The 23572-nt window shown below is 67.0% G+C and carries 36 protein-coding genes and 1 pseudogene; 29 read left to right on the forward strand and 8 right to left on the reverse strand.

Features of this window, described 5'->3' with window-relative positions; all coding sequences use genetic code 11:
• Positions 1-63 precede the first annotated feature (63 nt).
• The 6 genes from flgK (at position 64) to ASF22_RS08465 (ending at position 4285) form a co-directional block, all read left to right on the forward strand.
• Positions 64-1524: a flagellar hook-associated protein FlgK gene (gene flgK / locus ASF22_RS08440; RefSeq protein ID WP_056263343.1), complete on the forward strand. Its 1461-nt coding sequence runs from the start codon at positions 64-66 to the stop codon at positions 1522-1524.
• 5 nt (positions 1525-1529) lie between these two features.
• Positions 1530-2552, forward strand: a complete 1023-nt coding sequence (locus ASF22_RS08445) for a flagellar hook-associated family protein (RefSeq protein WP_056263345.1) — start codon at positions 1530-1532, stop codon at positions 2550-2552.
• 103 nt (positions 2553-2655) lie between these two features.
• Complete coding sequence (gene flaF / locus ASF22_RS08450; protein ID WP_056166375.1) at positions 2656-3003, forward strand: flagellar biosynthesis regulator FlaF; 348 nt, start codon at positions 2656-2658, stop codon at positions 3001-3003.
• A gap of 8 nt (positions 3004-3011) precedes the next feature.
• The gene (flbT, locus tag ASF22_RS08455) at positions 3012-3473 is read left to right on the forward strand and encodes a flagellar biosynthesis repressor FlbT (protein WP_056263347.1); all 462 of its coding nucleotides are present in this window, start codon (positions 3012-3014) and stop codon (positions 3471-3473) included.
• 28 nt (positions 3474-3501) lie between these two features.
• A complete protein-coding gene (gene flgD, locus ASF22_RS08460) occupies positions 3502-3921 on the forward strand; it encodes a flagellar hook assembly protein FlgD (protein ID WP_056166380.1) in 420 nt (139 codons plus the stop codon).
• 97 nt (positions 3922-4018) lie between these two features.
• Positions 4019-4285 carry a flagellar biosynthetic protein FliQ gene (locus tag ASF22_RS08465; protein ID WP_056166382.1) on the forward strand — a complete coding sequence of 89 codons (267 nt, stop codon included), beginning with the start codon at positions 4019-4021 and terminating at the stop codon, positions 4283-4285.
• 61 nt (positions 4286-4346) lie between these two features.
• On the opposite strand, the gene ASF22_RS08470 is transcribed toward ASF22_RS08465, so the two are convergent.
• The 4 genes and pseudogenes from ASF22_RS08470 to ASF22_RS08480 form a co-directional block, all read right to left on the reverse strand.
• Positions 4347-4646 (reverse strand): hypothetical protein, encoded by a 300-nt coding sequence (locus ASF22_RS08470; RefSeq protein ID WP_056263352.1) that lies wholly within the window; start codon positions 4644-4646, stop codon positions 4347-4349.
• A 394-nt stretch (positions 4647-5040) separates the two neighbouring features.
• Entirely contained in the window at positions 5041-6096 is a 1056-nt protein-coding gene (locus ASF22_RS24800; RefSeq protein ID WP_056263354.1) for a site-specific integrase, read from the reverse strand.
• Positions 6097-6161: 65 nt separating this feature from the next.
• Positions 6162-6251, reverse strand: a pseudogene (locus tag ASF22_RS24805) (DNA-binding protein); the annotation flags it as partial.
• Positions 6226-6663 carry a helix-turn-helix transcriptional regulator gene (locus ASF22_RS08480; protein WP_082483584.1) on the reverse strand — a complete coding sequence of 146 codons (438 nt, stop codon included), beginning with the start codon at positions 6661-6663 and terminating at the stop codon, positions 6226-6228. The gene ASF22_RS08480 and the pseudogene ASF22_RS24805, both read right to left, overlap by 26 nt.
• Before the next feature lie 379 nt (positions 6664-7042).
• Here ASF22_RS08480 and ASF22_RS08485 point away from each other — a divergent pair, with 379 nt between their 5' ends.
• From ASF22_RS08485 to ASF22_RS08565, 18 genes are all read left to right on the forward strand, one after another.
• Positions 7043-7249: a hypothetical protein gene (locus ASF22_RS08485; RefSeq protein WP_056263358.1), complete on the forward strand. Its 207-nt coding sequence runs from the start codon at positions 7043-7045 to the stop codon at positions 7247-7249.
• Entirely contained in the window at positions 7246-7803 is a 558-nt protein-coding gene (locus ASF22_RS08490) for a RusA family crossover junction endodeoxyribonuclease (RefSeq protein ID WP_056263360.1), read from the forward strand. Before ASF22_RS08485 ends, ASF22_RS08490 begins: the two co-directional genes overlap by 4 nt.
• Before the next feature lie 4 nt (positions 7804-7807).
• Positions 7808-7963 (forward strand): hypothetical protein, encoded by a 156-nt coding sequence (locus tag ASF22_RS23685; protein ID WP_156647638.1) that lies wholly within the window; start codon positions 7808-7810, stop codon positions 7961-7963.
• Positions 7956-9365 carry a DEAD/DEAH box helicase gene (locus tag ASF22_RS08495; RefSeq protein ID WP_156647639.1) on the forward strand — a complete coding sequence of 470 codons (1410 nt, stop codon included), beginning with the start codon at positions 7956-7958 and terminating at the stop codon, positions 9363-9365. Before ASF22_RS23685 ends, ASF22_RS08495 begins: the two co-directional genes overlap by 8 nt.
• A complete protein-coding gene (locus ASF22_RS08500) occupies positions 9362-10186 on the forward strand; it encodes a hypothetical protein (protein ID WP_056263364.1) in 825 nt (274 codons plus the stop codon). Before ASF22_RS08495 ends, ASF22_RS08500 begins: the two co-directional genes overlap by 4 nt.
• A 1-nt stretch (position 10187) precedes the next feature.
• A complete protein-coding gene (locus ASF22_RS08505; protein WP_056263366.1) occupies positions 10188-10451 on the forward strand; it encodes a hypothetical protein in 264 nt (87 codons plus the stop codon).
• Entirely contained in the window at positions 10435-11700 is a 1266-nt protein-coding gene (locus tag ASF22_RS08510; RefSeq protein ID WP_082483585.1) for a DUF2800 domain-containing protein, read from the forward strand. The genes ASF22_RS08505 and ASF22_RS08510 overlap by 17 nt, the downstream gene beginning before the upstream one ends.
• A 5-nt stretch (positions 11701-11705) precedes the next feature.
• Positions 11706-12332 (forward strand): ssDNA-binding protein, encoded by a 627-nt coding sequence (locus ASF22_RS08515; RefSeq protein WP_082483587.1) that lies wholly within the window; start codon positions 11706-11708, stop codon positions 12330-12332.
• 72 nt (positions 12333-12404) lie between these two features.
• The gene (locus ASF22_RS08520; RefSeq protein WP_056263372.1) at positions 12405-12632 is read left to right on the forward strand and encodes a hypothetical protein; all 228 of its coding nucleotides are present in this window, start codon (positions 12405-12407) and stop codon (positions 12630-12632) included.
• Positions 12625-12807, forward strand: a complete 183-nt coding sequence (locus ASF22_RS08525) for a hypothetical protein (protein ID WP_056263374.1) — start codon at positions 12625-12627, stop codon at positions 12805-12807. The genes ASF22_RS08520 and ASF22_RS08525 overlap by 8 nt, the downstream gene beginning before the upstream one ends.
• 3 nt (positions 12808-12810) lie before the next feature.
• The gene (locus ASF22_RS08530) at positions 12811-13086 is read left to right on the forward strand and encodes a DUF2312 domain-containing protein (RefSeq protein WP_056263375.1); all 276 of its coding nucleotides are present in this window, start codon (positions 12811-12813) and stop codon (positions 13084-13086) included.
• Positions 13087-13195: 109 nt separating this feature from the next.
• Complete coding sequence (locus ASF22_RS08535; protein WP_156647641.1) at positions 13196-13519, forward strand: hypothetical protein; 324 nt, start codon at positions 13196-13198, stop codon at positions 13517-13519.
• A gap of 22 nt (positions 13520-13541) precedes the next feature.
• Positions 13542-13739 carry a hypothetical protein gene (locus ASF22_RS08540; RefSeq protein ID WP_056263377.1) on the forward strand — a complete coding sequence of 66 codons (198 nt, stop codon included), beginning with the start codon at positions 13542-13544 and terminating at the stop codon, positions 13737-13739.
• Positions 13736-14182 (forward strand): deaminase, encoded by a 447-nt coding sequence (locus tag ASF22_RS08545; protein ID WP_056263379.1) that lies wholly within the window; start codon positions 13736-13738, stop codon positions 14180-14182. The genes ASF22_RS08540 and ASF22_RS08545 overlap by 4 nt, the downstream gene beginning before the upstream one ends.
• Positions 14179-14424: a hypothetical protein gene (locus ASF22_RS08550; RefSeq protein ID WP_056263380.1), complete on the forward strand. Its 246-nt coding sequence runs from the start codon at positions 14179-14181 to the stop codon at positions 14422-14424. The genes ASF22_RS08545 and ASF22_RS08550 overlap by 4 nt, the downstream gene beginning before the upstream one ends.
• Entirely contained in the window at positions 14424-15470 is a 1047-nt protein-coding gene (locus ASF22_RS08555; protein WP_082483588.1) for a DNA cytosine methyltransferase, read from the forward strand. Before ASF22_RS08550 ends, ASF22_RS08555 begins: the two co-directional genes overlap by 1 nt.
• Positions 15467-17683, forward strand: coding sequence for a hypothetical protein (locus ASF22_RS08560; RefSeq protein ID WP_056263382.1), 2217 nt, complete (start codon positions 15467-15469; stop codon positions 17681-17683). Before ASF22_RS08555 ends, ASF22_RS08560 begins: the two co-directional genes overlap by 4 nt.
• Positions 17684-17688: 5 nt before the next feature.
• Complete coding sequence (locus ASF22_RS08565; protein ID WP_244474229.1) at positions 17689-18414, forward strand: class I SAM-dependent methyltransferase; 726 nt, start codon at positions 17689-17691, stop codon at positions 18412-18414.
• Between the two features lie 11 nt (positions 18415-18425).
• Here the strand turns inward: ASF22_RS08565 and ASF22_RS08570 are convergent, their stop codons facing one another.
• From ASF22_RS08570 to ASF22_RS08580, 4 genes are read right to left on the reverse strand one after another with little or no spacing between them, the layout of a single operon-like run.
• A complete protein-coding gene (locus ASF22_RS08570; protein WP_056263384.1) occupies positions 18426-18953 on the reverse strand; it encodes a hypothetical protein in 528 nt (175 codons plus the stop codon).
• A gap of 11 nt (positions 18954-18964) precedes the next feature.
• Complete coding sequence (locus ASF22_RS23690) at positions 18965-19939, reverse strand: hypothetical protein (RefSeq protein ID WP_156647642.1); 975 nt, start codon at positions 19937-19939, stop codon at positions 18965-18967.
• 3 nt (positions 19940-19942) lie between these two features.
• Complete coding sequence (locus ASF22_RS08575; protein WP_056263386.1) at positions 19943-20458, reverse strand: hypothetical protein; 516 nt, start codon at positions 20456-20458, stop codon at positions 19943-19945.
• A 22-nt stretch (positions 20459-20480) separates the two neighbouring features.
• Complete coding sequence (locus tag ASF22_RS08580) at positions 20481-20915, reverse strand: hypothetical protein (protein ID WP_056263388.1); 435 nt, start codon at positions 20913-20915, stop codon at positions 20481-20483.
• 118 nt (positions 20916-21033) lie between these two features.
• Between ASF22_RS08580 and ASF22_RS08585 the strand changes: the two genes are divergently transcribed.
• From ASF22_RS08585 to ASF22_RS08605, 5 genes are read left to right on the forward strand one after another with little or no spacing between them, the layout of a single operon-like run.
• Positions 21034-21222: a hypothetical protein gene (locus tag ASF22_RS08585; protein WP_056263390.1), complete on the forward strand. Its 189-nt coding sequence runs from the start codon at positions 21034-21036 to the stop codon at positions 21220-21222.
• The gene (locus tag ASF22_RS08590) at positions 21219-21449 is read left to right on the forward strand and encodes a hypothetical protein (RefSeq protein ID WP_056263392.1); all 231 of its coding nucleotides are present in this window, start codon (positions 21219-21221) and stop codon (positions 21447-21449) included. The genes ASF22_RS08585 and ASF22_RS08590 overlap by 4 nt, the downstream gene beginning before the upstream one ends.
• Before the next feature lie 13 nt (positions 21450-21462).
• Positions 21463-22938 carry a hypothetical protein gene (locus ASF22_RS08595; RefSeq protein ID WP_056263393.1) on the forward strand — a complete coding sequence of 492 codons (1476 nt, stop codon included), beginning with the start codon at positions 21463-21465 and terminating at the stop codon, positions 22936-22938.
• Positions 22938-23174 carry a hypothetical protein gene (locus ASF22_RS08600; protein ID WP_056263395.1) on the forward strand — a complete coding sequence of 79 codons (237 nt, stop codon included), beginning with the start codon at positions 22938-22940 and terminating at the stop codon, positions 23172-23174. Before ASF22_RS08595 ends, ASF22_RS08600 begins: the two co-directional genes overlap by 1 nt.
• Positions 23171-23494, forward strand: a complete 324-nt coding sequence (locus ASF22_RS08605) for a hypothetical protein (RefSeq protein WP_056263397.1) — start codon at positions 23171-23173, stop codon at positions 23492-23494. Before ASF22_RS08600 ends, ASF22_RS08605 begins: the two co-directional genes overlap by 4 nt.
• The last annotated feature ends 78 nt before the right edge of the window (positions 23495-23572 follow it).

The following is a 23572-nucleotide window of genomic DNA, read 5'->3' on the forward strand; positions in this document are numbered from 1 at the left end:
TGGACGTCCCGGCCTCTCCGTCCGCATCGCCTCCGACACGCGCGCTCCCTCAGGAACCCCACGATGGGCCTCTCCCTGGCGCTCAACAGCGCCCGCACTTCCCTGGCGGCCTCCGCCGCGCAGATCGCCGTCACCGCGCGCAACACCGCCGGGGCGAACGATCCGTACTATGCGCGCCGGATCGCGACGGTTGTCACGGCGGGGGGCGGAAGCGCCGTCAACGTCCTGCGGGCCGCCGACGCGGCCCTGTTCGGCCGCAAGATGCTCGCGACCTCCGAGGCCGCCGGCAGCCAGGCCGTGCTCGATGGTCTCCAGACCTTGAGCCAGACCATCGGCGACACCGATTCGACAACGTCGCCGGCCGCCCGCCTCGGTGCTCTCAACGCCGCCCTGCAGGCGGCGGCCAACAAGCCCGATTCCGTCGAGTTGGCACGCAACGCCGTCGAGGCCGCCCGCGATCTCGCCGGGAGCCTCAACACGGCCGCCGCGGCCGTCCAGACCGTGCGCCAGCAGGCCGATACGGCCATGGCGACCTCCGTGGTGCGGATCAACGATCTGCTCGTCTCCTACGAGGCGGCGAATCAGACCGTCACCCGCGGCACCGCCATCGGCGCCGACGTCACCGATGCCCTCGACGACCGCGACCGCATCCTCACCCAGCTCTCCGAGGAGATCGGCATCACCACGGCCGTCCGCGCGGGCAACGACGTGGCGATCTACACCGACAGCGGCGTGCCCCTGTTCGAGCGCGGCGCACGCAAGGTGACCTTCGAACCGACCGCTGCGTTCAGTGCCGGTTCGACGGGCAAGGCCGTCATGATCGATGGCGTGCCCGTCACCGGGGTCGCCTCGCCGATGCCCGCCCGCTCGGGCCGGATCGTCGGCCTCGCCACCCTGCGCGACGACGTCGCCGTGCGTTACGAGACCCAGCTCGACGCCCTCGCGGGCGGGCTCGTCACCGCCTTCGCCGAACCCCGCACGAACGGCACGGGACCGGCCGCCCTGATGGGCCTGTTCACGGACGGATCCGCGGGGGTCCCGGCCCGGTTGCCCGTCGCCGAGACGGGGCTCGCCGCCAAGATCCGCATCAATGCCGCCGTCGATCCCCGCATGGCCGGCAGCGCCCTCGACACCCTCCGCGACGGCGGGATGAACGGGGCCGACTACCGCAGCAACACCGGTGCCGCCGCTTATGCCGACCGCCTGCGCGGCTTGGTGTCCGCGCTCGGCGCCGACCGCACCTTCGATGCCGCCACCGGCCTGCGCACCAGCGACAGCCTGCTGTCCTTCGCCACGGGGTCGGCCGGTTGGCTCGAAGGCCAGCGCAAGTCGGCCGCGTTCCTGGCCGATTACGAATCGACCCTGCTGGCGCGCACGAGCGACGCCCTGTCCAACGCGGTGGGGGTGAACACCGACGACGAGACGGCGAGGGCGCTCGAACTCGAACGGTCCTACACCGCCTCGGCCAAGCTGCTGACCCTGGTGAACGACCTTCTCAAGACCCTGATGGATGCGGTGCGATAATCGCCATGCGGATGAATGCCACCTCGACCTTGAGTCTCTGGAACGCACCGCGCACCGGCGCCCAGCGAATGCAGACGGAGATCGCACAGGGCACCAAGGAGCTCGCCACGGGCCGTCACGCCGATGTCGGCCTCGAACTCGGCAGCCGGACCGGCCTGGCCCTCGGACTGCGCCAGCAGAAATCGGAGCTTCAGGCGCTGCAGGACGGCAATGCCGGGGCGACCCTGCGTCTGAGCACGACCCAGGCGGCGCTCCAGCAGATCCAGGCGGCCGCGGATTCGACCCTCAAGACCCTCATCGGCGTACCGGTGGCGGACCGCGCGGCCGTGGTGAAGGACATGGCCGCGAGCCAGCTCGCGGCGCTGACCGCCGTGCTGAACACCGCCGCCGACGGCCAATCCGTCTTCGGGGGGACCAACACGGGGGCGTCGCCCATGACTGCCTACGGAGCCGGATCGGCGGCGAAGTCGGCCGTCGATGCGGCCTTCACCCTTGCGGGCGGCACGTCCATGAGTGCCGCAGGGATGGAGGCCTTCCTCGCGGAGGGCGGCCCCCTCGACACCCTGTTCGGCAACGGCGCCTGGAAGGCCAGCTGGTCGAAGGCGTCGGATACCACCCTCGACAGCCGCATCTCCCTCAGCGAGACCGTGGAGACGTCCGCGACGGCCAATGCGCCCGCCATCCGCCGGCTCGCCATGGCCTACGTCGTCGCGTCGGGCCTCGACCTGTCGCGCCTGCCGGCCGACGTGCAGGCCGTCGCGACCGATCGGGTCGCGGGCCTGCTCGGCGAGGCGAGCAAGGGGCTGGTGTCGATCCAGGCCAATCTCGGTCGCGCGCAGGCGCGGATCTCCGATGCGAACACCCGTCTCGATGCGCAGAAGGCGCTCCTCGACAAACAGGTGCAGGCGATGGAGGGGATCGATACCGCCGAGACCAAGACGCGGATCGACCAGCTGACGACCCAGATGCAGATTTCCTACTCCCTGACCGCCCAGCTGCGTCAGCTGAGCCTGGTCTCCTACCTCTGAGGCGACCCTTTCCCGGCGCGGCGGCCTGGCCGGTGCGCGGGACACGACAGCCCCGAAACGCGACAGCGGCGCGGCGGGCCCGGACACAACGAGGCGGATTGCCATGTACCAGTTTTCCTACGCCGAGATTCTGGAAGACGCCCCCGAGATCGGCCGCGAACGCGAGCGCGCCGCCTTCGACCGGGCGCTCGATCTCATGCGCATCGCCGATCATCCGGCGGCGGCCGTGGCCGACCGGACGGCGGCGGCCGAGTTCATCCAGAAACTCTGGGCGGTCCTCATCGACGACCTCACCAGCCCCGAGAACGCCCTGCCCGAGGCCCTGCGCGCCGACCTCGTGTCCCTCGGCCTGTGGAGCATGCGCGAGTCCAATGCCGTCCTCAGCACGCCCACCCATGGCTTCTCCGCGCTGATCGAGGTCAACGCCTCGATCCGCAACGGCCTGCGGTGAGGTCCGGCATGCGCCTGTCCCTGCGCGCCGGCGAGCGGGTCTTCATCAACGGCGCCGTCCTGCGCGTCGACCGCAAGGTCTCCCTCGAACTTCTCAACGATGCGACGTTCCTGCTGGAGACCCACGTGCTCCAGCCCGAAGAGGCGACGACGCCCCTGCGCCAGCTCTACTTCGCGGCCCAGACCATGGTGATGGAGCCCGCCAACGCCGCGCGCGCACGCGACCTCTACCGGACGCTCCAGGCCGGCATCCTCGCGGCCGTGACCGAGCCGGACATCCGCGACGGTCTCGCGGCGGCGGGCGCCTGCGTCGAGGCCGACCGTCTCATCGAGGCGCTCAAGCTGATCCGCGGCCTGTACAGGGCGGAGGCGGCCCTGCTCGCCGAAGCCACCGGCATCGCCGGGCCTGAGCTCTCCGCCCCACCCGCGCGCGGCCCCGGCCGCGCGCCATCTCTTCCCCGCACGGCCTGAAGGCCCTCACCCCGGAGACCCGCTCGTCATGGCCGTCGGAAGCAGCACCAGCACCCCCCCTACACAGACGGCCACGGCCGCCACCGCGGCCAAATCCGCGAGCGGCGTCGCTGCCTCGATGAACGCGGACACGTTCCTGACCCTGCTCATGGCGCAGCTCAAGAACCAGGATCCGACGAAGCCGATGGATTCCACCGCCTATGTCGGTGAGCTCGCCACGTTCTCGCAGGTCGAGCAGGCGACGAAGACCAACTCCAAGCTCGATTCCCTGCTGTCCTCGAGCTTCCTCTCGCAGGCGGACCAGATCATCGGCCGCACCATCACGTCCGCCGACGGCAACACCACCGGCGAGGTCCAGTCCGTGAAGATCACGAGCGAAGGCGCGCTCGCCCGCCTCACCAACGGCAAGGACGTCCTGCTCGCCGAGGGCATCTCGCTCTCGCAGTGAGGTCCACTCACCCCACGGGTGAAATCCGTGTAGGACCGACAACGGGCGGGACGCGGCAGCGACCCATCAGGGATCACCACGCGAGAAAGGTCAGCGGATGAACGAGGTCGATGCCCTCGAACTCGTGCGCGCCGCGATCTGGACGGTGATCGTCGGCGCCGGCCCGGCGATCGGCGCGGCGATGCTCATCGGCATCGCCATCGCGCTACTGCAGGCGCTCACACAGATCCAGGAGGTCACCCTGACCTTCGTGCCGAAGATCGTGGTGATCCTGCTCGTGCTCCTCATCACCTCGTCGTTCATCGGCGGCCAGATCTCGACCTTCGCCGAGGCCACCTACGGGCGCATCGTCACGGGGTTCTGACGGGCGTCGCCGGTGCCCCCCGGCGGTCTTCGCGGGCCGCTGGGCGAATGCCGGTCCGGCGTCAGGAATTGTAGGTCACCAGGGCGACCACCCACGACCCGTGTTCATGCACGAGGGTATGGGCCTCGGTGTCGTTCGCCGTGGCGCGATCCGGATCGGACTTCTCGATCTTGTAGACGTCGTAGCTCGCGGACTTGCTCGCGGGACCGACGTGACCGAAGCCGCGGGGAGCCCGTCGGAATTGGCGGTCGAACAGACAGACCGCGTCGACGGGCGAATCGACATCGCCGGCCTGACCAAACCGAGCCGTGTCGCCGTAGACCTGTCCCGTCGCCTTTTCGATCGCGATGAAGCGCGCCATTCCAATCCTCAATTGTGACCCTGCGGCCGAGGTGGTGCCACGGAGCGCCCGCTGCAAGCGCGAGGCCTCAATTGATCGGAGAGCCATCCGGCCGCGCCGAGTGGGGGAAGCCCCGGCACAAAGCGCTCGGGAGGAGGCGGAACGCGTGCTTCGCTTTCCTGCGGCACGGCGTTCCTACGACACGGCCTTCAGCTTGTCGGCCATGAACTGCACCTTGTCCCGGCGCGACGAGAACGTCATCGTGAAGAACACTGCACGATCTTTGTATGTCGTTGTCGATGGACAGCTTATGCTCTGAAACACCGGGGCGCAGTGGACACGGTGTCCAGTTTGTCCTTCACAAAGCGCGCCCATTTTGCGCACTTGCGCCCATCGTGGGCGCGGCCCGCGCGCATCATTCTGCAGCGTCCAGTAGGCCCGCGGAAATTTTCTCGACCGCTTCTCTGGTCGCTTCCGGCGCGTGATGGCGATAGACCCGCTCGGTCATGGCGATCGTGTTGCCGAGCAGATCGGCGATGTGCGCGATCGGCACCCCGCGGCGCGCCATCTGCGTGGCCGCCGTATGCCGGAGAACGTGCGGGCTGACGTCGGCCACCTCGGCGTGCTTCGCGATCAGCTTGATCACCGAATAGGGGTCGTTCGTCGTATCCAGCACGAACTCGGTCCGGCGCTCGGCGTAGGCGCGCTTCAGGACCGGCAGGAGCGCCGACGAGATCGGCGGCGATGTCCGGCGCTTCTTCGTCAGCCGGCGGCCCGGCACCGCGTAGTGGATGACACCGGTCTCGAAGTCGACGCGGTCCCATGTGAGCTGGCAGATGGCCGTCTTGCGGGCCGCCGTCTCGAGCGCCAACCACAGGAAGCGCTCGCCGCGCGACAGACGCGGGCCGGTGCGCAGGGCCTGCGCGGAGTTCAGAAGGCGCTGCATCTCGGGGATCTTGAGCCAGCGGTCGCGCGGGGCCGACGCCGTGGGCAGCCCGACGTCCGGGACATCGGCCTTCGCGATGAGCTTGCGGCGCCCGTGCGCGCACCAATTCAGGCAGGCCATCAAGATCGCGAGCTCGCGGCGCGCGGAGCCCGACACAGCCGGCCGGCCGATGCGCCCGGTCGCGCGCTTGTGCTCGTAGCTGTCGAAGGCGTTCTGGTTGAGCTGGGCCAGGGTCAGCGGGCCGAAGTGAAGCGAAAGCCGCCGCCACACGGAATCGAGCTGCTTGGCGATGACGGTTTTCGTCTCGACGTGCTCTTTGCGGTAGATCGGCCACAGATCGGCGACGGTCAGCGCGGCGGCCGCTGCTTCGGGTTCGGCGCCGGCTGTCTTCAGCCATTCCGTGAGATAAATCTGCGCCTTATAAAATTCCGTCTGGCGAGTGCTCTCACGCTTGCTTCGTCGGCCGACTGTCCAGTGGACATAGTAGACACCGTTGCCAGCGCGCTTGAGGGTCGGATCTGACATGTCGACCTCACGTGCTCTTCGAGATCCGCCGCGTCGATCAAGACGGGTCGCCCGGGCCGGTAGGCCAGCTTGCCGTCGAGACGCAGGCGCTTGATGGTCCACACGGAGCAGCGCAGCAGCGCCGCCGCCTCACTTTGCGTTAGAAGCCGCTGCATCGTCGTTCAGGATCTGCAGGATCTTCGCGCCGGCGTCGACGCTGACGAGCCGGTTCACGCGCAGCCACGCCTTCGTCTGGTCGGCCGACGAGACACGGAACTCGACAGACGGGGTGTCTTCTTCGATCGCGTCCTCGACGCGGCTCGGCCGCAGCGTGTCCATCGGGACGTTCAGAGCCTTGGCGAGCCGCGAGACGTTGATGTCGGTCGGCACGGCGTGGCCCAGGATATAATTCGAGATGCTGCCGCGCGTGATGCCGGCGCGGCGGCCGAGCTCGCTCTGCGACCAACCCTTCTTCAGCATCAGGTCGTAGAGCTTCCGGCCGAACGCTTCACGGCTGATCTCACCCGGTGCGAGCGGGTGAACGTCGTTGCCGTCGTTTTGCATGTGTATCCGGTTATTGGCAGCCATGATTCGCGTCCTCTCTTAGCTCGTATCGGTCTGTATGTCACGCTCTTGAGGGTGTCAAAGACATTTTGTCCATTTTGGCGGTTGACGCAGGACATTTTGTACTCCACCAATTGACATACAAATTCGCCTTAAGTTCGCATAGGGGTTGAAACCGTGTTCGACGGACGGGCGTTCATTCGCGGCGAGTTTGGATCGGCATCCGCCGTTCTTGATTTGTTCGATCGTTACGGGCTCAATGGCCCGGAGGCAGCCACAGTGCAGCAGTGGTGGCGCCGCAGCAGTGTGCCGGGTAGTTGGCTCGCGCGCTGTCTCTGCCTGCTGGAAATCGAGCACGGCCGCCCGGTTTCGCTAACAAAGTACATGACGAACGGGGGAAGCTGTGAGCGATGAGAGCCGCCAAAACGAGATTCGATGGTTCTGGACGCTGTCGCAAGGACTGCTCTGCGGCAACGAAATGTCGATATGGGAGCTGGTCGACGAGCTGCGCATGCTGCAGACCATGACGGATCAGCCGGCGCTGAAGGTCCGCTGCGCTGCGCTGATTCGTGAGCACGAGGTGTTTCTGGAAGGGAGAACGGCTTCGTGACGACCGACGTGTCCAATGTGTATATCACGCCGTACGTCACGATCCGGCTCGACGGCGCTCCGATGGGCAAGGAGCGCGTCCGGTTTTCCCGGGCGTCGGGCCGGACTTTTACGCCCGAGCGGACGGTTGCCTACGAGGGCCGGCTGGCCCTGGCGGCGCAGCAAGCGATGAACGGCCGGCCGTTGCTCGAAGGGCCGCTGGCCGTCGACATCGTGGCGAACATGCCGATCGCCGAGAGCTGGCCGAAGAAACGGCGTGCGGCGGCCCTGGACGGGACCGAGCGGCCGACGAAGAAGCCCGACGCCGACAACGTCGCGAAAATGCTCGACGCGCTCAATCTGGTCGTGTGGCCGGACGACGGCCAGGTCGTCGATCTCCGGGTGCAGAAGTTCTACAGCGCGGCGCCGTCGCTCACGGTGCGGGTACGACAGATTGGACCGGACGATGAGCAAAGGGTGGACATGCACGCGCTGCGATTATCGCTCGGCGGAACCGCCGCCGTACTGCGGCCGGACGCTTTGCCCGTCGCCGAGGGAAAAGACGTCTTCGGCTGACCCCGTGATCGAGCGGCGCTCAACGCTGATGACGGCTATGCGGATTGACGGCATGATCGTCGTGTCGGCCGACGGCAAGCCTGTGCTCGAGATGACCGATCGCAACGCCGCGTTTTTGATCGCTCGTTTGGCTGTCACCCTCGGCGATAATTTTGCTTGACGCCGTTGTCCATTCTGTCCACTGTCCTGACATACACCTGATATACACGCTGAACCTGACGGGCTGGATTGCCGCTGTGATTCCTTATCCACATCAAATCGCGGATGGACGCTGGCTCGCGGATAGAGCCACGGCGCTCAACGCCTCCGATTGCCGGACTGGTAAGACGGGCACGGCTATCATCGCCGCGGACATGATTCTGGCGGTTCGCATCCTAGTCGTCACGACGGCCTCCGGTCGGGCGGTCTGGCGCAAGGCGTTTCAGGAGTGGCCGGCGTTCCCCCGCAGCGTCAGCATCGACCCGAGCGTGGCCGACGTTCAGATTCTGTCTTGGGCCGGCGCGACGCAGGCCGAGAAGCGTGCCGCGCTGCTGAAACAGCGGTTCGACCTGCTCATCCTGGACGAGAGCCACGCCGCAAAGTCCTTCGACGCCGCCCGGACGTGCTCAGTCTATGGCGACCCCCGGAGTGCCGGTGATGAGGTCGCCGCCGCGGTAGCCTTAAGAAGTCGAGCGGCGGTCGTCTGGTGCCTCTCCGCTACCCCGTGCGCCAACAGCCCGGCTGATCTGTACCCGATGATGCGCTCGCTCTGCCCGGAGCGCTTGGCCGCGCGCGGCGACATGCCGGACGTTCTCAGCCACGCAGCCTTCATGGACCGGTACGTCATCACCCGGCCGAAGCGGATCTCGCGATTCCGGTCGATCGACGTGGTCGTCGGCGGGCAGAACCTGGAAGAATTGCGGACCCGGCTCGACGGTTTCGTCAACCGGCGCACGCAGGCCGACGTCGGCATCCGGGCGCCGATCTATGAGACGCTGCCGCTACTGGTGTCGGAGAAGCAGCGGCGTGCCCTCGACAATGTCGATACCATCGCCCTGCTGAAGGCCGCCGACGAGGGCGACACCAAGGCGCTGGAGATGCACCTGGGACCGCTGCGGCGGCTGACCGGTGAGATCAAGGCGAAGGCCGTCGTCGAGGCCGTGAAGGAAGCGCTCGACAACGGGCTCGACAAGATCGTGCTTATGGCGTGGCACACGGACGTGATCCTGGCTCTCGGCCTCGCGCTCATGGATCGCGGCGTCGCGTTCATCGACGGATCGACCTCCGCGAAGCACCGCGAGGAAGCCGAGCAGCGGTTCCGGGATCTGCCGAACGTCCGCGTCTTCATCGGCCAGATCCAGGCCGCCGGCGAGGCGATCGATCTATCTGCCGCATGCGAATTATGGTTCGTCGAGAGCTCCTTCGTACCGAAGGACATGGCGCAGGCCGCTCTCCGGATCACCAACCACACGCAGCGCCGACAGGCGTTCGTGAAGGTCTGCACCCTCGCCGGGTCCATCGACGAGGCGCTGCAGTCGTCCCTGATGCGGAAATGGTCCGCGATACGAGAGGTGCTCAAGTGAGCCTACAGATCATCTTCACCACGGAACGCGGCCCTGACATCGGCTCGTCGGCCGACCAGGTCGCCGAGGCCCTGGCTGCCATCGGCTTCATCCGCCGCCCCGAAAATATCACGCTGGACACGGCGCCCGTCGTCACGCCTGTGTTGTCCAATCTGTCCACTGACACGGTGGACAAACCGTCAGACCAGCAGCCCGCGTACAGCGCCGCGGCGGCCGAAGCGGAGACGCGGCCGACCGCCGACAAGCCGGCGCGTGAGCGCGGCAAGCCGTCGGCCGGGCGGAAGCGCCGCACCGCCGAGGAGGTCGCGGAGGACGAGGCGGCCGACGCCCGGGACAACGCCGCGGCCGGCGTGCCGACGATCGCCAGCATGACGACGCTGCCGGCCGACAGCACTCCCGAGCAGGTTGCCGAGGCGTTCGCGAACCTGAAGTCGGGCGCGGCGATCAGCACTGGCGAGGAGCGCGTCGGCCCCGAGGACGATGCCCCGGAAGTCCAGGCGCAAGACGCAGCCGACGAGGCCGCCGAAGCGGAGGGCGGCAAGATCCAGGACATGCTGACCCACGACGATCTGCGCAAGGCGATGGGCGACTACGTCACCCGGTACGGCATGCCGGCGGCTCAGATCGACGGACCTACCATCTTCAACGCGGCGCTGGGGGACGTCCCGGCCGGCGCCGTGGAGAAGGACGGCACGACCCCGGCGACGGCCTGGCGCATGACGCTGGTGCCGGACACGCAGGAGGCCCTCGGGAAGGCCGTAGGCGCGTGGCGCGAGGCTCTCGCGAAGAACCCCTGGAAGCGTGACGCGGTGGGAGGCTGAGATGGCAGACAGTCCCGCCAACATCGAAGTCGCGGTTCATATGTCCATGACGGCGCCCGTCGGGCGGCCTTACGTCCAGCTCTTCTTCAGAGCACCGAACGGCGAAGAAGCAGAGTGTCAGATCGACCTGCTCACGGAAATCACCGGGGCTGAATTTGCCGCCATCAGAGACGCTGGTGACGCCACTGCTGAAAGCGAGTTGTGGCGTCGGTTGCAGAAGACAATCACGACGTGGGCGGGGGACTTCGATGTCGTCATCACCTGACCACGGCGCCCGCGATCACGCCGTCTGGTCGGCCTCGGCAACCGCGAGGAACTGGCAATGTGCCGGAGCGCTCGCGCTCACGATGAACACCCCCGAGCAGCGCGAATCCATCCACGCGGCTCGGGGCACCGCCACGCACCAGGTAGCCGAGAAGATGCTGCGCGGCGGCCCCACGCCGAAGCTCGGCGACATCGAGGCCACCAAAGGGCACCAGATCGAGGTCGACGAGGAGATCCTGGCTTCGGCCGAGATGTACGTCGGCTACGTCATCGACACGGTTCGGTGTTCCGGCGCGGGTACGGCCCCGCTCCTGATGATCGAGCAGCGCTTCGATCTCGGCCCTCTCGGCGGCCCGTTCGAGGCCGGCGGCACGGCGGATGCGGTGATCTACGACGGCTACCTGAAGCGTCTGCAGGTGATCGACCTGAAGCACGGCATGGGCGTCGTGGACGTCAAGGGCAACCCGCAGCTGCGGACCTATGCCCTTGGGGCTCTGCTCGCCAACCCGGGCCTTGCGGTCGACCAAGTCACGGTGACGATCGTCCAGCCCCGGGCGCCCCACCGTGACGGCAAGATCCGGTCGGAGACCTTCCACGTCGCCGATCTGATCGACTGGACGGCCGATCTGTTGGTCGCGATGCGGCGGTCGAAGCAGGCCGCCGACGAGCATGCAGCGTGCGGCGGCAACGCCGTGCTGCTGGAGGCGTGGGCCGAGAAGTGGCTGCGCCCCGGGAAATGTAAATTTTGCGCGGCCGAGGGCTGGTGCCCGAAGCTGCGCAAGAAGTCCCTCGATGTCGCCGGGCTGTGGTTCGACGACATGGACCGGCCAAAGCTCAACGCTCCGGCCGAACAGAGCCCCGAGGCCGTCGCACGCGATCTGGCGGCGCTCGACATGCTGGAGGACTGGATCAAGGCGCGGCGGGCGTACGCGCACGCTCTCGCCGAGGCCGGCACGCCGCCTCCCGGGTATCGGCTGGTCGACAGCTACGGGCACCGCAAGTGGGGTGCTCCGGAAGCCAAGATCGTCGCCGATCTGAAAGCGGTCGCCGGCCTGGACGCCGACGACGTCTACGATCGCAAACTGAAGACCCCCGCCGCGATCGACAAGATTGTCGGCAAGGCGGGGGCCGAGAAGCTGAAATCCATGTGGCTAAAGCAAATCACCGGCAGAACGCTCGTGAAGGCCGACGCCACGGATCGCCCCGATGCGCCCGCGATGGCGGATCGGTATTTTGAAGCAACGGAGTAACTGACATGGCAATGGCACGCAGCGACGACTTCAAGACCCCGGCCTGCCGGGTTTCCTACGCGCAGCAGCTGTTCAAGCCGCGTGCGGCCAAGAACAGCACGACCAAGAAGTACGGCTGCACGCTGATCTTCCCGCTCTCGGCCAAGGCCGTGCTCGAGAAGGTCGTCGCCGAGGTCGTGACGGCGCAGTGGGGTGAAAAGGGCATCGCCCGGGCGAAGGCCGGCGGCATCCGTCTTCCCTTTCTGGCCGGTGACGGCAAGGAGGCCCGCTCGAAGGAGACCGGCGAACTGCACCCCGGCATGTCGGCTGATGTGTTCTTCATCCGGACGCAGGCCAACGAGGACCGCCCGCCCGTGGTGCGCTTCCGCTCCGCGACGATCCCCGCCACCGAGGAGGAGGTCTACAGCGGCTGCTACGGCTTCGCGGTGCTGAACGCCTTCGCCTGGAACAACAGTGAGAGCGGCGACGGCGTCTCGTTCGGCATCGGCTACTTCCAGAAGACCGGCGATGGTGAGCGGCTCGGCGGTGGCGGCGGTGTCGACGTCGACAAGTACTTCGAGAAGATCGCGGACGAGGGCGCTGCCCCGGCCGAAACGAAGTCGGGCCAGGGCGCCGGCGGCCTGTTTGGCTGATCTGTACTGTCCATTTTGTCTACTGTCGCCGGGTGACACCGGCGGCAGCCCCGCCCATCAGGAGCAAAGATCATGACCTACGACACACCCCGCGGCATGCCGCTTTCGGATCACCCTGGCGCCAACCCGAACCGCGGCCGGTTCGGGAAGCGTGGCTACACCGGCATCAGCTACAAAAGGGGCGAGGGCCGCGACCGGACCACTGTGTTCGGCATCGGCGACTGCTCGCGCTGGCTGCCCCACGCCAGCAACCGCGAAGCCACCCGTCGCCTCCGGCAGATGGAGGCGCGCCGTGGCTGAAGAAAGCCTCCTGACCGCCGCCCGCCGGATCGTGCGCTTCATCCGCATCGATGACGCCCACGGCGGCCTTCTCAGCACCGAAACCGTCCAGGCCGCCGACACGCTCGACAAGCAGGTCCGCCGTGCGGCCGCGCAAACCGACGCGCCGACCCCTGCCCTGAACGAGGAGATCTGACCGATGACCGACAGCACGCCCGGACCGGGCCACAACAGCGTCTCCGCCGACCAGCTCAAGAGCTTCATCGAACGGGTGGAGAGCGTCGATTCGGAGATCGCCGATCGGCAGAGCGACCGCCGCGAGATCCTCGCAGAGGCAAAAGGGTCAGGATTCGACACGGCCGCGATCCGCAAGCTGATCCAGATCCGGAAGCAGGACCGCGCGGAGCGCCAGGAGCAGCAAGCCATCCTGGAGATGTACGCGCAGGCCCTCGGCATGGGGGACGTGTTCGCGTGATCGGCCCCGAGGAAGCCAACCGCCGCGGTCTCGGCCTGGCCCGCGGCGCGATGATCGCCATCAGCGTCGAGCTGGTCGTCGTTCTGGTCTTCGCGTGGTGGGTAGCGTCGTGAAGGAGCAGCCCTGGCACGCGAAAGCTCGGGAGATGCTGGCCGCCGGCGCGACCCACACCGTCACGTCGGCGGCCTGCGGCATCTCCACGACGACATTGGCGCGATTCACCAGCCCGGCCTACCGGGCCGCGCAGCAGAAGAAGTCGGTCGAGCGCAACCGGGAGCGGTACGCCACCGATCCGGAGTTTCGGGCGCGAGCCCTGGAAACGAACAGAGAGCGCCGTCGGCGCTGGCGCCTGCGCAAGGACGCCAAGTGCGAGGCCTACGATTCGGGCCGCCGCTACGAGGACGTCTGCGCCGCTTGGGACATCACCCCGTAACCCGCCACCACAGGAGACCGTCATGAAGCGGTACGAAGTCACCGACGTGTTCGGGACCGTGCACGAGATCAACTGCGATTTCATGTTCAACAACGGCGGAGAGATCGTCTTCCGATCCGGCGAGCGCGGCTCGACAGAGCTGGTCGCCACCTTCGCGTCCGGCCAGTGGGCCTCGTGCATCAACGTTACGAAGCGCGAGAAGACGGGAGCTGCTTCATGAGCCGTTGGCCCGTATTCCTCATGCAGCACGCCGAGCTCGCGGCGTCGCAATCCAAGGACACCACCCAAGTCGGCGCGTGTCTTGTCGCTCCCGACGGCCGGACGAGCCTGCTGACCAGCTACAACGGCCCGCCGGCCGGGGTCGAGGACCGGCCGGAGCGGCGCGAGCGCCCCGAGAAGTATCTGTGGGCGAGCCACGCCGAGCAGAACCTGGTCGCCAAGGCAGCCAAGCACGGCGTCCGGACCGAGGGCTGCACCGTCTACGCGACGCACCATCCCTGCGCGGCGTGCGCGCAGTCGCTGATCCAGGCCGGCATCGTCTGCGTGATCGTCGGCCCGGGCGAGACCCGTATGCCGAGCGAGCAGTTCGAGGTCGCGAGCGTGATGTTCGCCGAGGCCGGCGTGACGAAGCGCTGGCTGCGCGAGGGGAGCATTCAGGTATGACGCTTGACCAGCTTCTCGCCGATGCGGCGGCCCGAGGCCTCACGCAGTTTTCGCTGAACCGGATGCACAGCCGGGAGGCGATGTGGCAGGCCTCGTCACGCTGGACGTGGTCCGACGGCTTTCGCATCGCGATCCAGCCCTCGCCGGAGGCCGCCGCTGCGGAAGCACTGTCGGCGCAGCCCGTGTCGGACCAGCGCGGGCGCGCGCCGGAGCTGCCGGCCGTCGTGTCGGTGTTCGACTGATGGCCGCCTACTACAACGAGATCGACCCCTACGCGGCGGCTTGGCTGCGCAATCTGATCGCTGCGGGCCACATCGCGCCCGGCGACGTCGATGAGCGGAGCATTCTGGATGTTCGACCCTCCGAGCTGCGCGGATACGAGCAGTGCCACTTCTTCGCCGGCATCGGTGTATGGAGCCGCGCACTGCGGCTCGCGACATGGGCCGACGACCGCCCGGTCTGGACCGGCTCCTGCCCCTGCCAACCTTTCAGCGCGGCAGGCAAAGGAGGCGGGTTTGCTGATGAGCGGCACCTTTGGCCCGCATGGCACCACCTCATCCGAGAGTGCCGCCCTGCGCGAGTTCTTGGCGAGCAGGTTGATGGCAAGGACGGCCGGCTGTGGGTCGACCTTGTTCAAACTGACCTGGAAGCGGACGGCTACGCCTTCGGGCCGATCGTACTCCCTGCTGCGGGCGTCGGTGCTCCGCACCCCCGGCACAGAACATGGTTCGTGGCCGACGCCGACGGTGATGGACGCGAACCGGGGCGCCAAGGATTCGCGCCCGTGGGACACCGGCCGGCCGCTCAACCAGATCGCGGCCTTGGCCTCGTGGGCGACGCCGGCCGCCAAGGAAGCGGGCGGCACGCCGGAGCAGTTCCTGGCGCGCAAGGTGAAGGCGCGGGAGAACGGGGCCGAGCTTGGCATCAGCTTGACCAGCTTGGCGCTGCAGGCGCAGCTGTCCACTTGGGCGACACCGGCGAACAGAGATTATCGCACGCCGAACTTGAAGCCCTACTCGGAGCGGGGCGGGGGAGCGAAGGGGCAGCAGCTCAACAATCAGGTCGTACATTCTGGTCCGGCCCTGACTGGCTCTTCTGCCGAGACGGCAAGTGGCGCCCGGTTGAACCCGGCACATTCCCGCTGGTTGCAAGCGCTCCCGCCCGCATGGGACGCCTGCGCGCCTATGGCAACGCGATCTGCGCGGAAGCCGCGAAAGCCTTCATCCAAGCCGCCGATGCCGCTCTCGCTGACCGGCGGAATCTTCGACTGACGGACGTGTTCGCATGAGCCTGGAAATCGACTTCGAGACCCGCAGCGACGTCGATCTGCGGAAGCACGGTGCATATCGCTACTTCGCGTCGCCGCACACGGCGCCGCTCATGGCCTCCTACAAGCTGGACAACGGCCCGGTGCGGCGGTGGCGTCCGCCCGCGCCATGTCCGGCTGATATCGTCGCGCACGTCGAAGCCGGCCGGACAGTCGTCGGGCACAATGTCTCGTTCGAGCGCGGGCTGTGGCAGAACGTGCTGACGCCCCGCTATGGATGGCCGGCGCTGCGGCTGGAGCAATGCCGCTGCACGGCCGCCACGGCCGCCGCCATGTCGCTGCCCCGCGCGCTCGGCGATCTCGGGGCGGCGCTCGGCCTGGACGTGCAGAAGGACAAGGAGGGGTCGAAGCTGATCCGCCGCTTCTCCCTGCCGCGCAAGCCCCGCGGTGACGAGCCGCCCGGGCTGTACTTCAACGACGCGACGACCCACCCCGACGAGTTCGAGCGCTTCCACGACTATTGCGACGTCGATGTGGAGACGGAAGCCGCCGCCGATGCCCGCATGATCCCGCTGTCCGACGAGGAGCAAGAGCTGTGGATCATCGACCAACGCATCAATGATCGGGGCATCCGAGTCGACGTCGTCTCGGCGCGCGCCGCGCTGGCGTTGGCGGACGAGGCCAAGCGCCAGCTCGACCGGGAGATGCGGCTGGCGACCGACGGCTACGTCCCGGCGTGCTCGCAGCCGGGCAAGCTGGTGGAGTGGGTGCAGGGCCAAGGCGTCGGCCTGCCGTCGGCCGCGAAAGCCGAGATCGAGGAGCTGCTGGAGTGCGACGACCTGCCGGCCAACGTGCGCCGGGCCGTCGAGATCCGCCAGGAAGCCGCCAAGACGTCGGTGGCGAAGTTGTCGTCCTTCCTGGATCGCGCGTCTGATGACGGACGGATCAGGGGGGCCTTCCTGTTCTGCGCGGCGGGCACCGGCCGATGGTCGAGCGTCGGCGCGCAGTTGCACAATCTCCCCCGCCCTCGAAAGGAATTTGGCGATGCACACCTGGACCCCGCCGCTCTATTTGGAGCGATCCGAACATCAGATCCGGGCTGGCTGCGGGATTTGTACGGCGAAGTTCTTGGCCGACCCTTGTGGCTTATATCGGACGCGCTACGCGGTTTCCTTTGGGCTGGAGCAGGGAACGATCTACTCGTGGCGGATTATAGCGGCATTGAAGGTGCCGTAGCGGCTTGGGAGGCCGACGAAGCTTGGAAGGTCCAGGCGATGTTCGACCTGATCGCCGACCCGACCCTGCCCGATCTATACCGGCGCTCGGCCGCGGGCATCTTCAACGTGCCGGTCGATCAGCTCGGCAAGAAGGACGTCCGGCGTCAGGTCGGCAAGGTGTCCGAGCTCAGTCTGCAGTACCAGGGCGGCGTCGGCGCTTTCCGGTCGATGGCTCGGAATTACAGCCTGAAGATCGATCCGGTCTACGCCCCGGTGTGGGCGGCCGCCGACGAAGAGCGCCGGGAGAAGGCGGTCAAGCGCTACGAGGCGTGCTGCAAGCGCGGCGACCCGACGACGACCGTGCTGTCGCGCGAGGGCTGGCTGGCCGCCGAGCTGGTCAAGGTCGGCTGGCGCGCGACGCACCCGGCAATCGTCGGCCGCTGGTCCGGTCTCGAGGACGCCATCCGCGCCGCGATCCAGGCGCCCGGCCAGATCCAGCACGTCGGCCGGTGCTCGTACGTGGTGAAGATGGGCTTCCTATGGTGCCGGCTGCCGTCCGGCCGCTGCCTGGCGTACGGGGCGCCGCGGCTGCGCTCGATGGTCTGGTTCCGTCGGACCGGCATGGATTCCGGCGAAGTCATGGCGCGCGTCGAGGCCGAGGCCGCGGAGCTGGCCGGCGAGGGCAAGATCGACGGGGAAGCGAAGAAGGCCGCGACCGCGCTCGGGGTGAACAGCGTCACCAAGAAGTGGGAGCGCTTCGGGCTGTACGGCGGCCTCGCCTTCGAGAACATCGTGCAGGCCATCGCGCGCGATCTGCTGGCCGAGGGCATCAAGGCGTCGGAGGCCGCCGGCTACCCGGTCATCGGCCACGTCCACGACGAGATCATCACGGAAGTGCCGCGGGGCTTCGGCGACGTCGCCGAGTTCGAGCGTCTGATCTGCGAGCTGAAGCCGTGGGCCGCCGGCCTGCCGCTCACGGCGAGCGGCTGGCGTGGGAAACGCTACCGGAAGGACTGACAGGCGTGCGCTCACTGGTTATGGTCCGGCACTTCCGCGCCGGACCGGCGCCACGCCAGGACCGCCACATGTCGCTGAACCAGTATTTTTGGGCCAACAAGGACCGCCCCATCCGCAAGTGGGCGCACTACCTGCCGCTCTACGAGCGCTACTTCCGTCCGTTCGTCGGCCGCAGCATCGTCTTCCTGGAGATCGGCTGCGGCAACGGCGGCTCGTCGCAGATGTTCAAGCATTATTTCGGGCCGACCGCGAAGCTCGTCAGCGTCGACATCCGCGAGGAGTGCAAATCCTTCGGGGACGAGCAGGTCAGCGTCCGGATCGGCGACCAGGGCGACCCGGCGTTCATGCAGTCGCTCGTCGACGAGTTCGGCGCGCCCGACGTGGTGCTGGACGACGGCAGTCATCTCTCGCCGCACATGATCCGGTCGTTCGAGTACCTTTATCCGCGCATGCCGCGCGATGCCCTGTACATGGTCGAGGACGTTCACGCCTCCTACTGGACGGACTTCCAGGGCGGGCTGCGGACACCCGGCGCCTTCATGGAGCGGGTGAAGGAGACCCTGGACGAGCTGCACGCCCACTGGACGCGGGGCGAGCTGCCAGAGACGGAGATCGGTCGGATGACCCGTGGCATCCACGTCCACGACAGCATCGTCGTGTTCGAGAAAGGCGCCTTCGTAAATCGCTCGGATCAGTTCATTCCGAACGTGGAGGGGGCGACGCGCTGGTGACAAGCTGAGCGCTACGTGACCTGAACCCACCCGTCGACCACGTCGTAGACGAACTCCTGCGACCCGCCCGTCAGGATCGCGACCGGCGTCCCAAGGTTCACGTTGAGGACGTTGAGCGCCCCGAGGATCGTCCCCAGCGTGTTGCGCTGTTTGATGCGGAACGAGGCGCCGGGGAACGCCATGTTCGTGGACAGCGTGAGCTTGCGCGTGGTGCCGAGCGGCACGTTGCCGTCGAGCAACAGGATCGAGGGCGTCTTGAGCGCCTGAAGCGTCATGTCGGCCGCCACCGTCTGCTTGGCGGCGAACACCGGCCGAACGGGCTTCCAGTACATCATCGCGCCCGTGCGCGCGGCCAGGACGAGATCGGTCGTGGATCCGAACAGGTCCGTGACGCGGGCGTACTTGCCGAGGTTGTCGGCGGGCGGCGGCAGCGTATCCACGAGGAATGAGCCGTCCAAGATCGTCGGGATGCCGGGCATCGCCCCGACGATCTGCCGAACGTCTTCCTCGAATGTGAGCGGTCCACCGGACAGGGGCATGGCTGGGGGTCCTAGTAGGGGGCTCGGATGGCGGCGAAGATCAGAGAACCGGCTGATCCATAAAGCTGGCCGGCGGGCACCGTTACCCCCGAAGGCGATACGGGGACAGCAAATCCAAGATCAACTTCGGCGTTGCTAAGATTTGCGTAAAGAAACTTCGCAGTCGGAGAAAAGCCACGCGAAGCATCAATTATGTACCATTGCCCCGTAGTGTCTGTGCGCTTAAACATGATCCACTGCGTCAGCCACGGAAGCGGGATGCTGACCGACCCGTCCGACGCAATCGCTGCGCCCCCACACTGCACAATCCCGTCTGCGCTCGGATCGTGCGCGAAGAGGTAGGCGACGTAGGTTTGGCCGGCAGCGTTGAGAGATTGTCCGACGCTTATCGTGGTATCGGTTGCCGCGCTTGGGTAGAACAAGGCGTTTGCGGGCTGTTCCGGGGCGGTGTCGTTTAGAAGCAGTCGAGCCGTTGCCGACGACAGGGACCGGTGCGTCACCTGCCAGTTCTGATTTGCGACGCTTCTCGCCTTACCAATCACCATCCCCGGCACAACACCAAGCCCATGCGGGATCTGCCTGTTGCTCGTGCCGTCACCCGTCCATGTGACTTCTACAGCGAATTTGGGGGCGAACTTGAAAGAGTATCCAACAGCAGTGGTGCCATTCGCATAGCCGCTATCATAAAACCCGCCGGTCCTATTCTCTGAGTATCCCGCAGGAAATGCTTGCTCTGCGATAGTTTGGTCAGTGCTTAAAACTTTTCCCGCGCCTCGGATTTTGTCAAAGAGGTAATGCGTCCCTACAGCGTTTCTGGATTTTTCCCATGTAAAGTCGGGATCGAATGTCGTCGCGTGGAAGTTATTGGCGGCTCCAGTATGAGTATATAAACTCGTCGCGAACACGTCCTGCGGCTTCAGGATCGCTCCACCGCCGCCACCGATGGGCAGCCCGAGGGATCGGCGGGTGTTGAATTTGAACCCCACGGCCTAGCTCGCGAGATACGAGTACGGAACCGACGCCGTGCCAGACACAACCGAAATCAGGCCCGTGCACAGCGTGTCGGCTTCCGTGACGTACAGTTGGCCGGCAGGGACCGAAATCATCCGTTTCGTCGTGGGCGTCGTCGTAACCGCGGCGGTGGTGTCGGCCGCCACGTTGATCCGCAGCACGATCACCGCCGCGCCGAGGTTCTGGAATTCGAATTTCTTCCGGTTCGCGTCGGCGGCTAGGATCTGTGATGCCGTGCCTGCCGTGGCGCTCGTCGTGCCGCCGCCTTCTGCGAGCGTGGCGCGCTGAACGGTCGTCGCTGTCACCGCACCCGTGACCGGCACCGGCACGCCACCGTTGACGCCCTGCACCGCCTGCGCCTGCGTGCCAGCCGTACCGGGCGCCGTGACCGATCCGGTGGATCCGCTGCCGCCGCCTCCCGTCCCGGTCGCGGGGTCGATGAGGTTGGCGTTTGAATCGGCGAGCTGGACGACGGGGTACTTGTTGACGGGCATCTCGAGCTCCTAGAAGCGGTGGTCAGACGCCCGGGCGCCCGCGGAAAGACGTGACGGCGCCGCCGCTGGCCGGCAGATACAGCTCGGCGGCCGCGGCCGGACCGGGCAGAACCGCCTTCTGCGTGTTCAGCACCAGCGGCGGGTTGGCCCGGGGCAGGCCGAAGTGGATCGGGTACGGCCCGAGCAGCACGCCGCGCGGGGCCGCCGACCAGGTGAATCCGGTGTTGTTCGTGACCGTGATGTCGGAGGCGTTGAACACGAAGCCGACCAGGCCGACGAACTTGTCGGCCCCGACCGTGACCATGTTCTCGCTGGCGAGACCGGCGTTGGCGCCCGTGTAATCGGTCTGCGTGGTGCCGGCCGGATAAGCAATCGACAGCGTGCCGCCGTTCGGGACGTCGGCGGTGATCCGGACCGGGCCGACGTGAGCGTAGTTGGCGGTCGTGCTGATGGGCATCGTGGTCTCCAGTCGCGCGGGCGTACCGTACCACTGTCCATTCTGTCCGTCGACACCCATGGACAAAGCGTCAATAGTGACATACATCTGACATACACTTTGACCCACGGAGGAGACGATGAACGTCAACAAGCCCAAGGACACGACCGTCACGACGATGCGTCTGTCGCGTCACGTCATGGCGGCGGCCGCGCGCAAGGCCACGCAGAAGGGAATCAGCCGGACGCTCTACGTCGAGCAGCTGATCCGGCGCGATCTGCGCATGCCCGAGCAGGACATCGAGCCGGGCGCGGGGGTGTTCGCGTGACGCTTGACGCCCTGCGCGCCGCGATGCCCGACTGCGGTTTTGCCGTCTCGGCGTACGAGCCCGGCGGCGACGTCACGCTCGAGGTCATCGCGCCCGACGGACAGACCTTCCAGTTCGTCGGCCCGACCGAGGCCGCCGTGATCGCCCGGGCTCTCCCGGGTGCAGCCGAGCCGGCGGCCCCGTCGGCAGAGATAACCGACCCCGCCGCACCGTCCATTTTTGATTGAGGAGCTCCCACCCATGACCACCCTGACCAAATCCGGGCAGCATCTCGCGAATGCGCCGAAACCCCGCGACTATTGGGCGATCGTCGGCCTGACCCCGACCGACGAGCACGGAAACAACAGCGCCCGCGTCATCGACCGGTCTCCCGACTGCAAGGACCGGGACGTCTGCGTCGAGATCCTGACTGAGGACGATGGGGATGATCTGGCCTGGGCGGAGGGCAAGCCGGCCGGCCTCTACCGGATCACCGTGCACCCCTACGGCGACGGGGACAGCTACGACTTGAACGTCACCGGGGCCGAGCTGCTGTTCCCCCTCAACGCCGCCGCAGAGATCCCAATGCCCGCTGAGGGAGCGGGCCTGCGGGAAGCCAGCGAGCAGATGGTCATGGCCGGTTACGACCACTGGCGGCAAGCTAAGCCTCCAGGCCTATTTGCCGGACCGAAGTCTGAGATTGAATGGATGGAAGGGATCATCAACGCCGCACTTTCGGTCCGTTCAAGCGAGTCGGGCCGCAATCACGTCAACACGCCACGCCCCACTGGCAATAACGCCGATGAATGGAACGCTTGGCTGGCCGAGCATTCTGGCTACGGCACAGCCTACATCGCCGTCCAGATCGCTCAGGCTCTGGACGCAGCCGCCCTCGCCAGCCCGCAACCCGCTGTCGAAGGGCCGATCGCGGCGGGGGTGAATACCCTCGACACGGTCGATCTGTCGGTTCGATGCTCTTTCTGCGTCACCATATTGGGCGAGCGCGTGAAGGACCGCTATTGCGTCAATTGCAATCCGCCCCCTCCCAGGACCACGCCCCCGGCAGACCCCAAGCCTACCGTTCCGGGGAACGATGCGGGGATGCGGGAGGCGACGCACTGCGCCTACCGAGCCGGCGCGGTTTGGGCGAGCGAGAACCCTATCCATGCCGACATGCCGGCACAGCGGACTATCGCCGCTGACCGCTACATCTCGTCCCTCGCCCCACAGACCGGATCGGCGGGGGAAGACCCCAAGACGCCGGATGCCGGGGGAGGGTTCGGCGACGGTCGGCGCATTTGCGAGGCGCTGGGCTTCGATCCTGCGAACCATCACAACGCGCTCAAGTGCCCATACTGCAACCCGGATGGTCTGAAGTTCGCCGCCCCGGTGGGTGAAGACGAGACGGGGGTGCGGGAGGCCGCGCAATTCGTGCACGATACCTTCGCCCGTGACCTCGCGCAGGGCTACAAGACGAAGGACAAGGATTTCGCCGTCGCAATCTTGGGGGCCGCCCTCTCCGCCGCCCCAGCAGCACGGCCAGGGGACGGGGTGGGTATCCCGCAAGAAATCCGCGATCTGCATACAGACGCTGCCGTAGCTAAGCGGGCGTATGAGGACGGTACCGGCTCCTGGTCGGATTACGCCAGAGCCCGCACGCTGTTCGAGTGCGAATGCTGCACGTGGATCGAGGGGCAACTCGCCGCCGCACCGGACGCTGACGGAGGCCGGGCGTGATGGCGCTGATCCTCCCGACCAAGACGCCAGCGGCAACCCGCGACGCCATCATCGAGTGGCTGAAAGATGAGGCCGGCTTCCATCGCGACACGGCGCGGTTCTGCTCCGGCAAACGGGCACAAGCGGCACGGCTCGCCGAAGCCGACCTCGTCGCGAGCCTTGCCGAGAGTTTGGCAAAGTACCGTACGCCGGATGAGGCCAAGGCCGCCGCTATCACTTCGGAGCCCTCCGCATGACCGCCCCCGAAGACCAGAACGGCCTGCGCGAGGCGCTGGCGAGGGCAGAGGCCGAGCGGGACGCGGCGCAGAAGCTAGGCGACGAGTGGTACGCGGCCTGGGAGTGGTCGAACCAGAGCGCCATTCGCCAGGGCGTGAAATTGGCCGCCGCCGAAGCCGAGATCACCCGCCTCAAGGAGGGGATGGAGGGGTTCGTACTGGTTCCGCGCGAGCCGACGGCTGAGATGCTGAGTGCGGGAGCAGCCGGATCGGGCGAGGACAGCGAAGCCGTGGCGGCGGGTGCGTGGGCCGCTATGATCGTCGCCGTCGATCCCGGCTGACAAACCCGACGGACACATGCGACAAACGAAAAAGCCGGAGCGCTGTAGAGCACTCCGGCTTCCCCTCATCCCGCCACA

The sequence above is a fragment of the Methylobacterium sp. Leaf87 genome (genome assembly GCF_001422775.1).
Classification (GTDB): domain Bacteria; phylum Pseudomonadota; class Alphaproteobacteria; order Rhizobiales; family Beijerinckiaceae; genus Methylobacterium.

Coding starts and splice junctions, on each gene's coding strand:
- flgK (WP_056263343.1), top strand. CDS start 64: ATGGGCCTCTCCCTGGCGCTCAACAGCGCCCGCACTTCCCTGGCGGCC.
- ASF22_RS08445 (WP_056263345.1), top strand. CDS start 1,530: ATGCGGATGAATGCCACCTCGACCTTGAGTCTCTGGAACGCACCGCGC.
- flaF (WP_056166375.1), top strand. CDS start 2,656: ATGTACCAGTTTTCCTACGCCGAGATTCTGGAAGACGCCCCCGAGATC.
- flbT (WP_056263347.1), top strand. CDS start 3,012: ATGCGCCTGTCCCTGCGCGCCGGCGAGCGGGTCTTCATCAACGGCGCC.
- flgD (WP_056166380.1), top strand. CDS start 3,502: ATGGCCGTCGGAAGCAGCACCAGCACCCCCCCTACACAGACGGCCACG.
- ASF22_RS08465 (WP_056166382.1), top strand. CDS start 4,019: ATGAACGAGGTCGATGCCCTCGAACTCGTGCGCGCCGCGATCTGGACG.
- ASF22_RS08470 (WP_056263352.1), bottom strand. CDS start 4,646: ATGGCGCGCTTCATCGCGATCGAAAAGGCGACGGGACAGGTCTACGGC.
- ASF22_RS24800 (WP_056263354.1), bottom strand. CDS start 6,096: ATGTCAGATCCGACCCTCAAGCGCGCTGGCAACGGTGTCTACTATGTC.
- ASF22_RS08480 (WP_082483584.1), bottom strand. CDS start 6,663: ATGGCTGCCAATAACCGGATACACATGCAAAACGACGGCAACGACGTT.
- ASF22_RS08505 (WP_056263366.1), top strand. CDS start 10,188: ATGGCAGACAGTCCCGCCAACATCGAAGTCGCGGTTCATATGTCCATG.
- ASF22_RS08510 (WP_082483585.1), top strand. CDS start 10,435: ATGTCGTCATCACCTGACCACGGCGCCCGCGATCACGCCGTCTGGTCG.
- ASF22_RS08515 (WP_082483587.1), top strand. CDS start 11,706: ATGGCAATGGCACGCAGCGACGACTTCAAGACCCCGGCCTGCCGGGTT.
- ASF22_RS08520 (WP_056263372.1), top strand. CDS start 12,405: ATGACCTACGACACACCCCGCGGCATGCCGCTTTCGGATCACCCTGGC.
- ASF22_RS08530 (WP_056263375.1), top strand. CDS start 12,811: ATGACCGACAGCACGCCCGGACCGGGCCACAACAGCGTCTCCGCCGAC.
- ASF22_RS08540 (WP_056263377.1), top strand. CDS start 13,542: ATGAAGCGGTACGAAGTCACCGACGTGTTCGGGACCGTGCACGAGATC.
- ASF22_RS08545 (WP_056263379.1), top strand. CDS start 13,736: ATGAGCCGTTGGCCCGTATTCCTCATGCAGCACGCCGAGCTCGCGGCG.
- ASF22_RS08550 (WP_056263380.1), top strand. CDS start 14,179: ATGACGCTTGACCAGCTTCTCGCCGATGCGGCGGCCCGAGGCCTCACG.
- ASF22_RS08555 (WP_082483588.1), top strand. CDS start 14,424: ATGGCCGCCTACTACAACGAGATCGACCCCTACGCGGCGGCTTGGCTG.
- ASF22_RS08560 (WP_056263382.1), top strand. CDS start 15,467: ATGAGCCTGGAAATCGACTTCGAGACCCGCAGCGACGTCGATCTGCGG.
- ASF22_RS08570 (WP_056263384.1), bottom strand. CDS start 18,953: ATGCCCCTGTCCGGTGGACCGCTCACATTCGAGGAAGACGTTCGGCAG.
- ASF22_RS08575 (WP_056263386.1), bottom strand. CDS start 20,458: ATGCCCGTCAACAAGTACCCCGTCGTCCAGCTCGCCGATTCAAACGCC.
- ASF22_RS08580 (WP_056263388.1), bottom strand. CDS start 20,915: ATGCCCATCAGCACGACCGCCAACTACGCTCACGTCGGCCCGGTCCGG.
- ASF22_RS08585 (WP_056263390.1), top strand. CDS start 21,034: ATGAACGTCAACAAGCCCAAGGACACGACCGTCACGACGATGCGTCTG.
- ASF22_RS08595 (WP_056263393.1), top strand. CDS start 21,463: ATGACCACCCTGACCAAATCCGGGCAGCATCTCGCGAATGCGCCGAAA.
- ASF22_RS08600 (WP_056263395.1), top strand. CDS start 22,938: ATGGCGCTGATCCTCCCGACCAAGACGCCAGCGGCAACCCGCGACGCC.
- ASF22_RS08605 (WP_056263397.1), top strand. CDS start 23,171: ATGACCGCCCCCGAAGACCAGAACGGCCTGCGCGAGGCGCTGGCGAGG.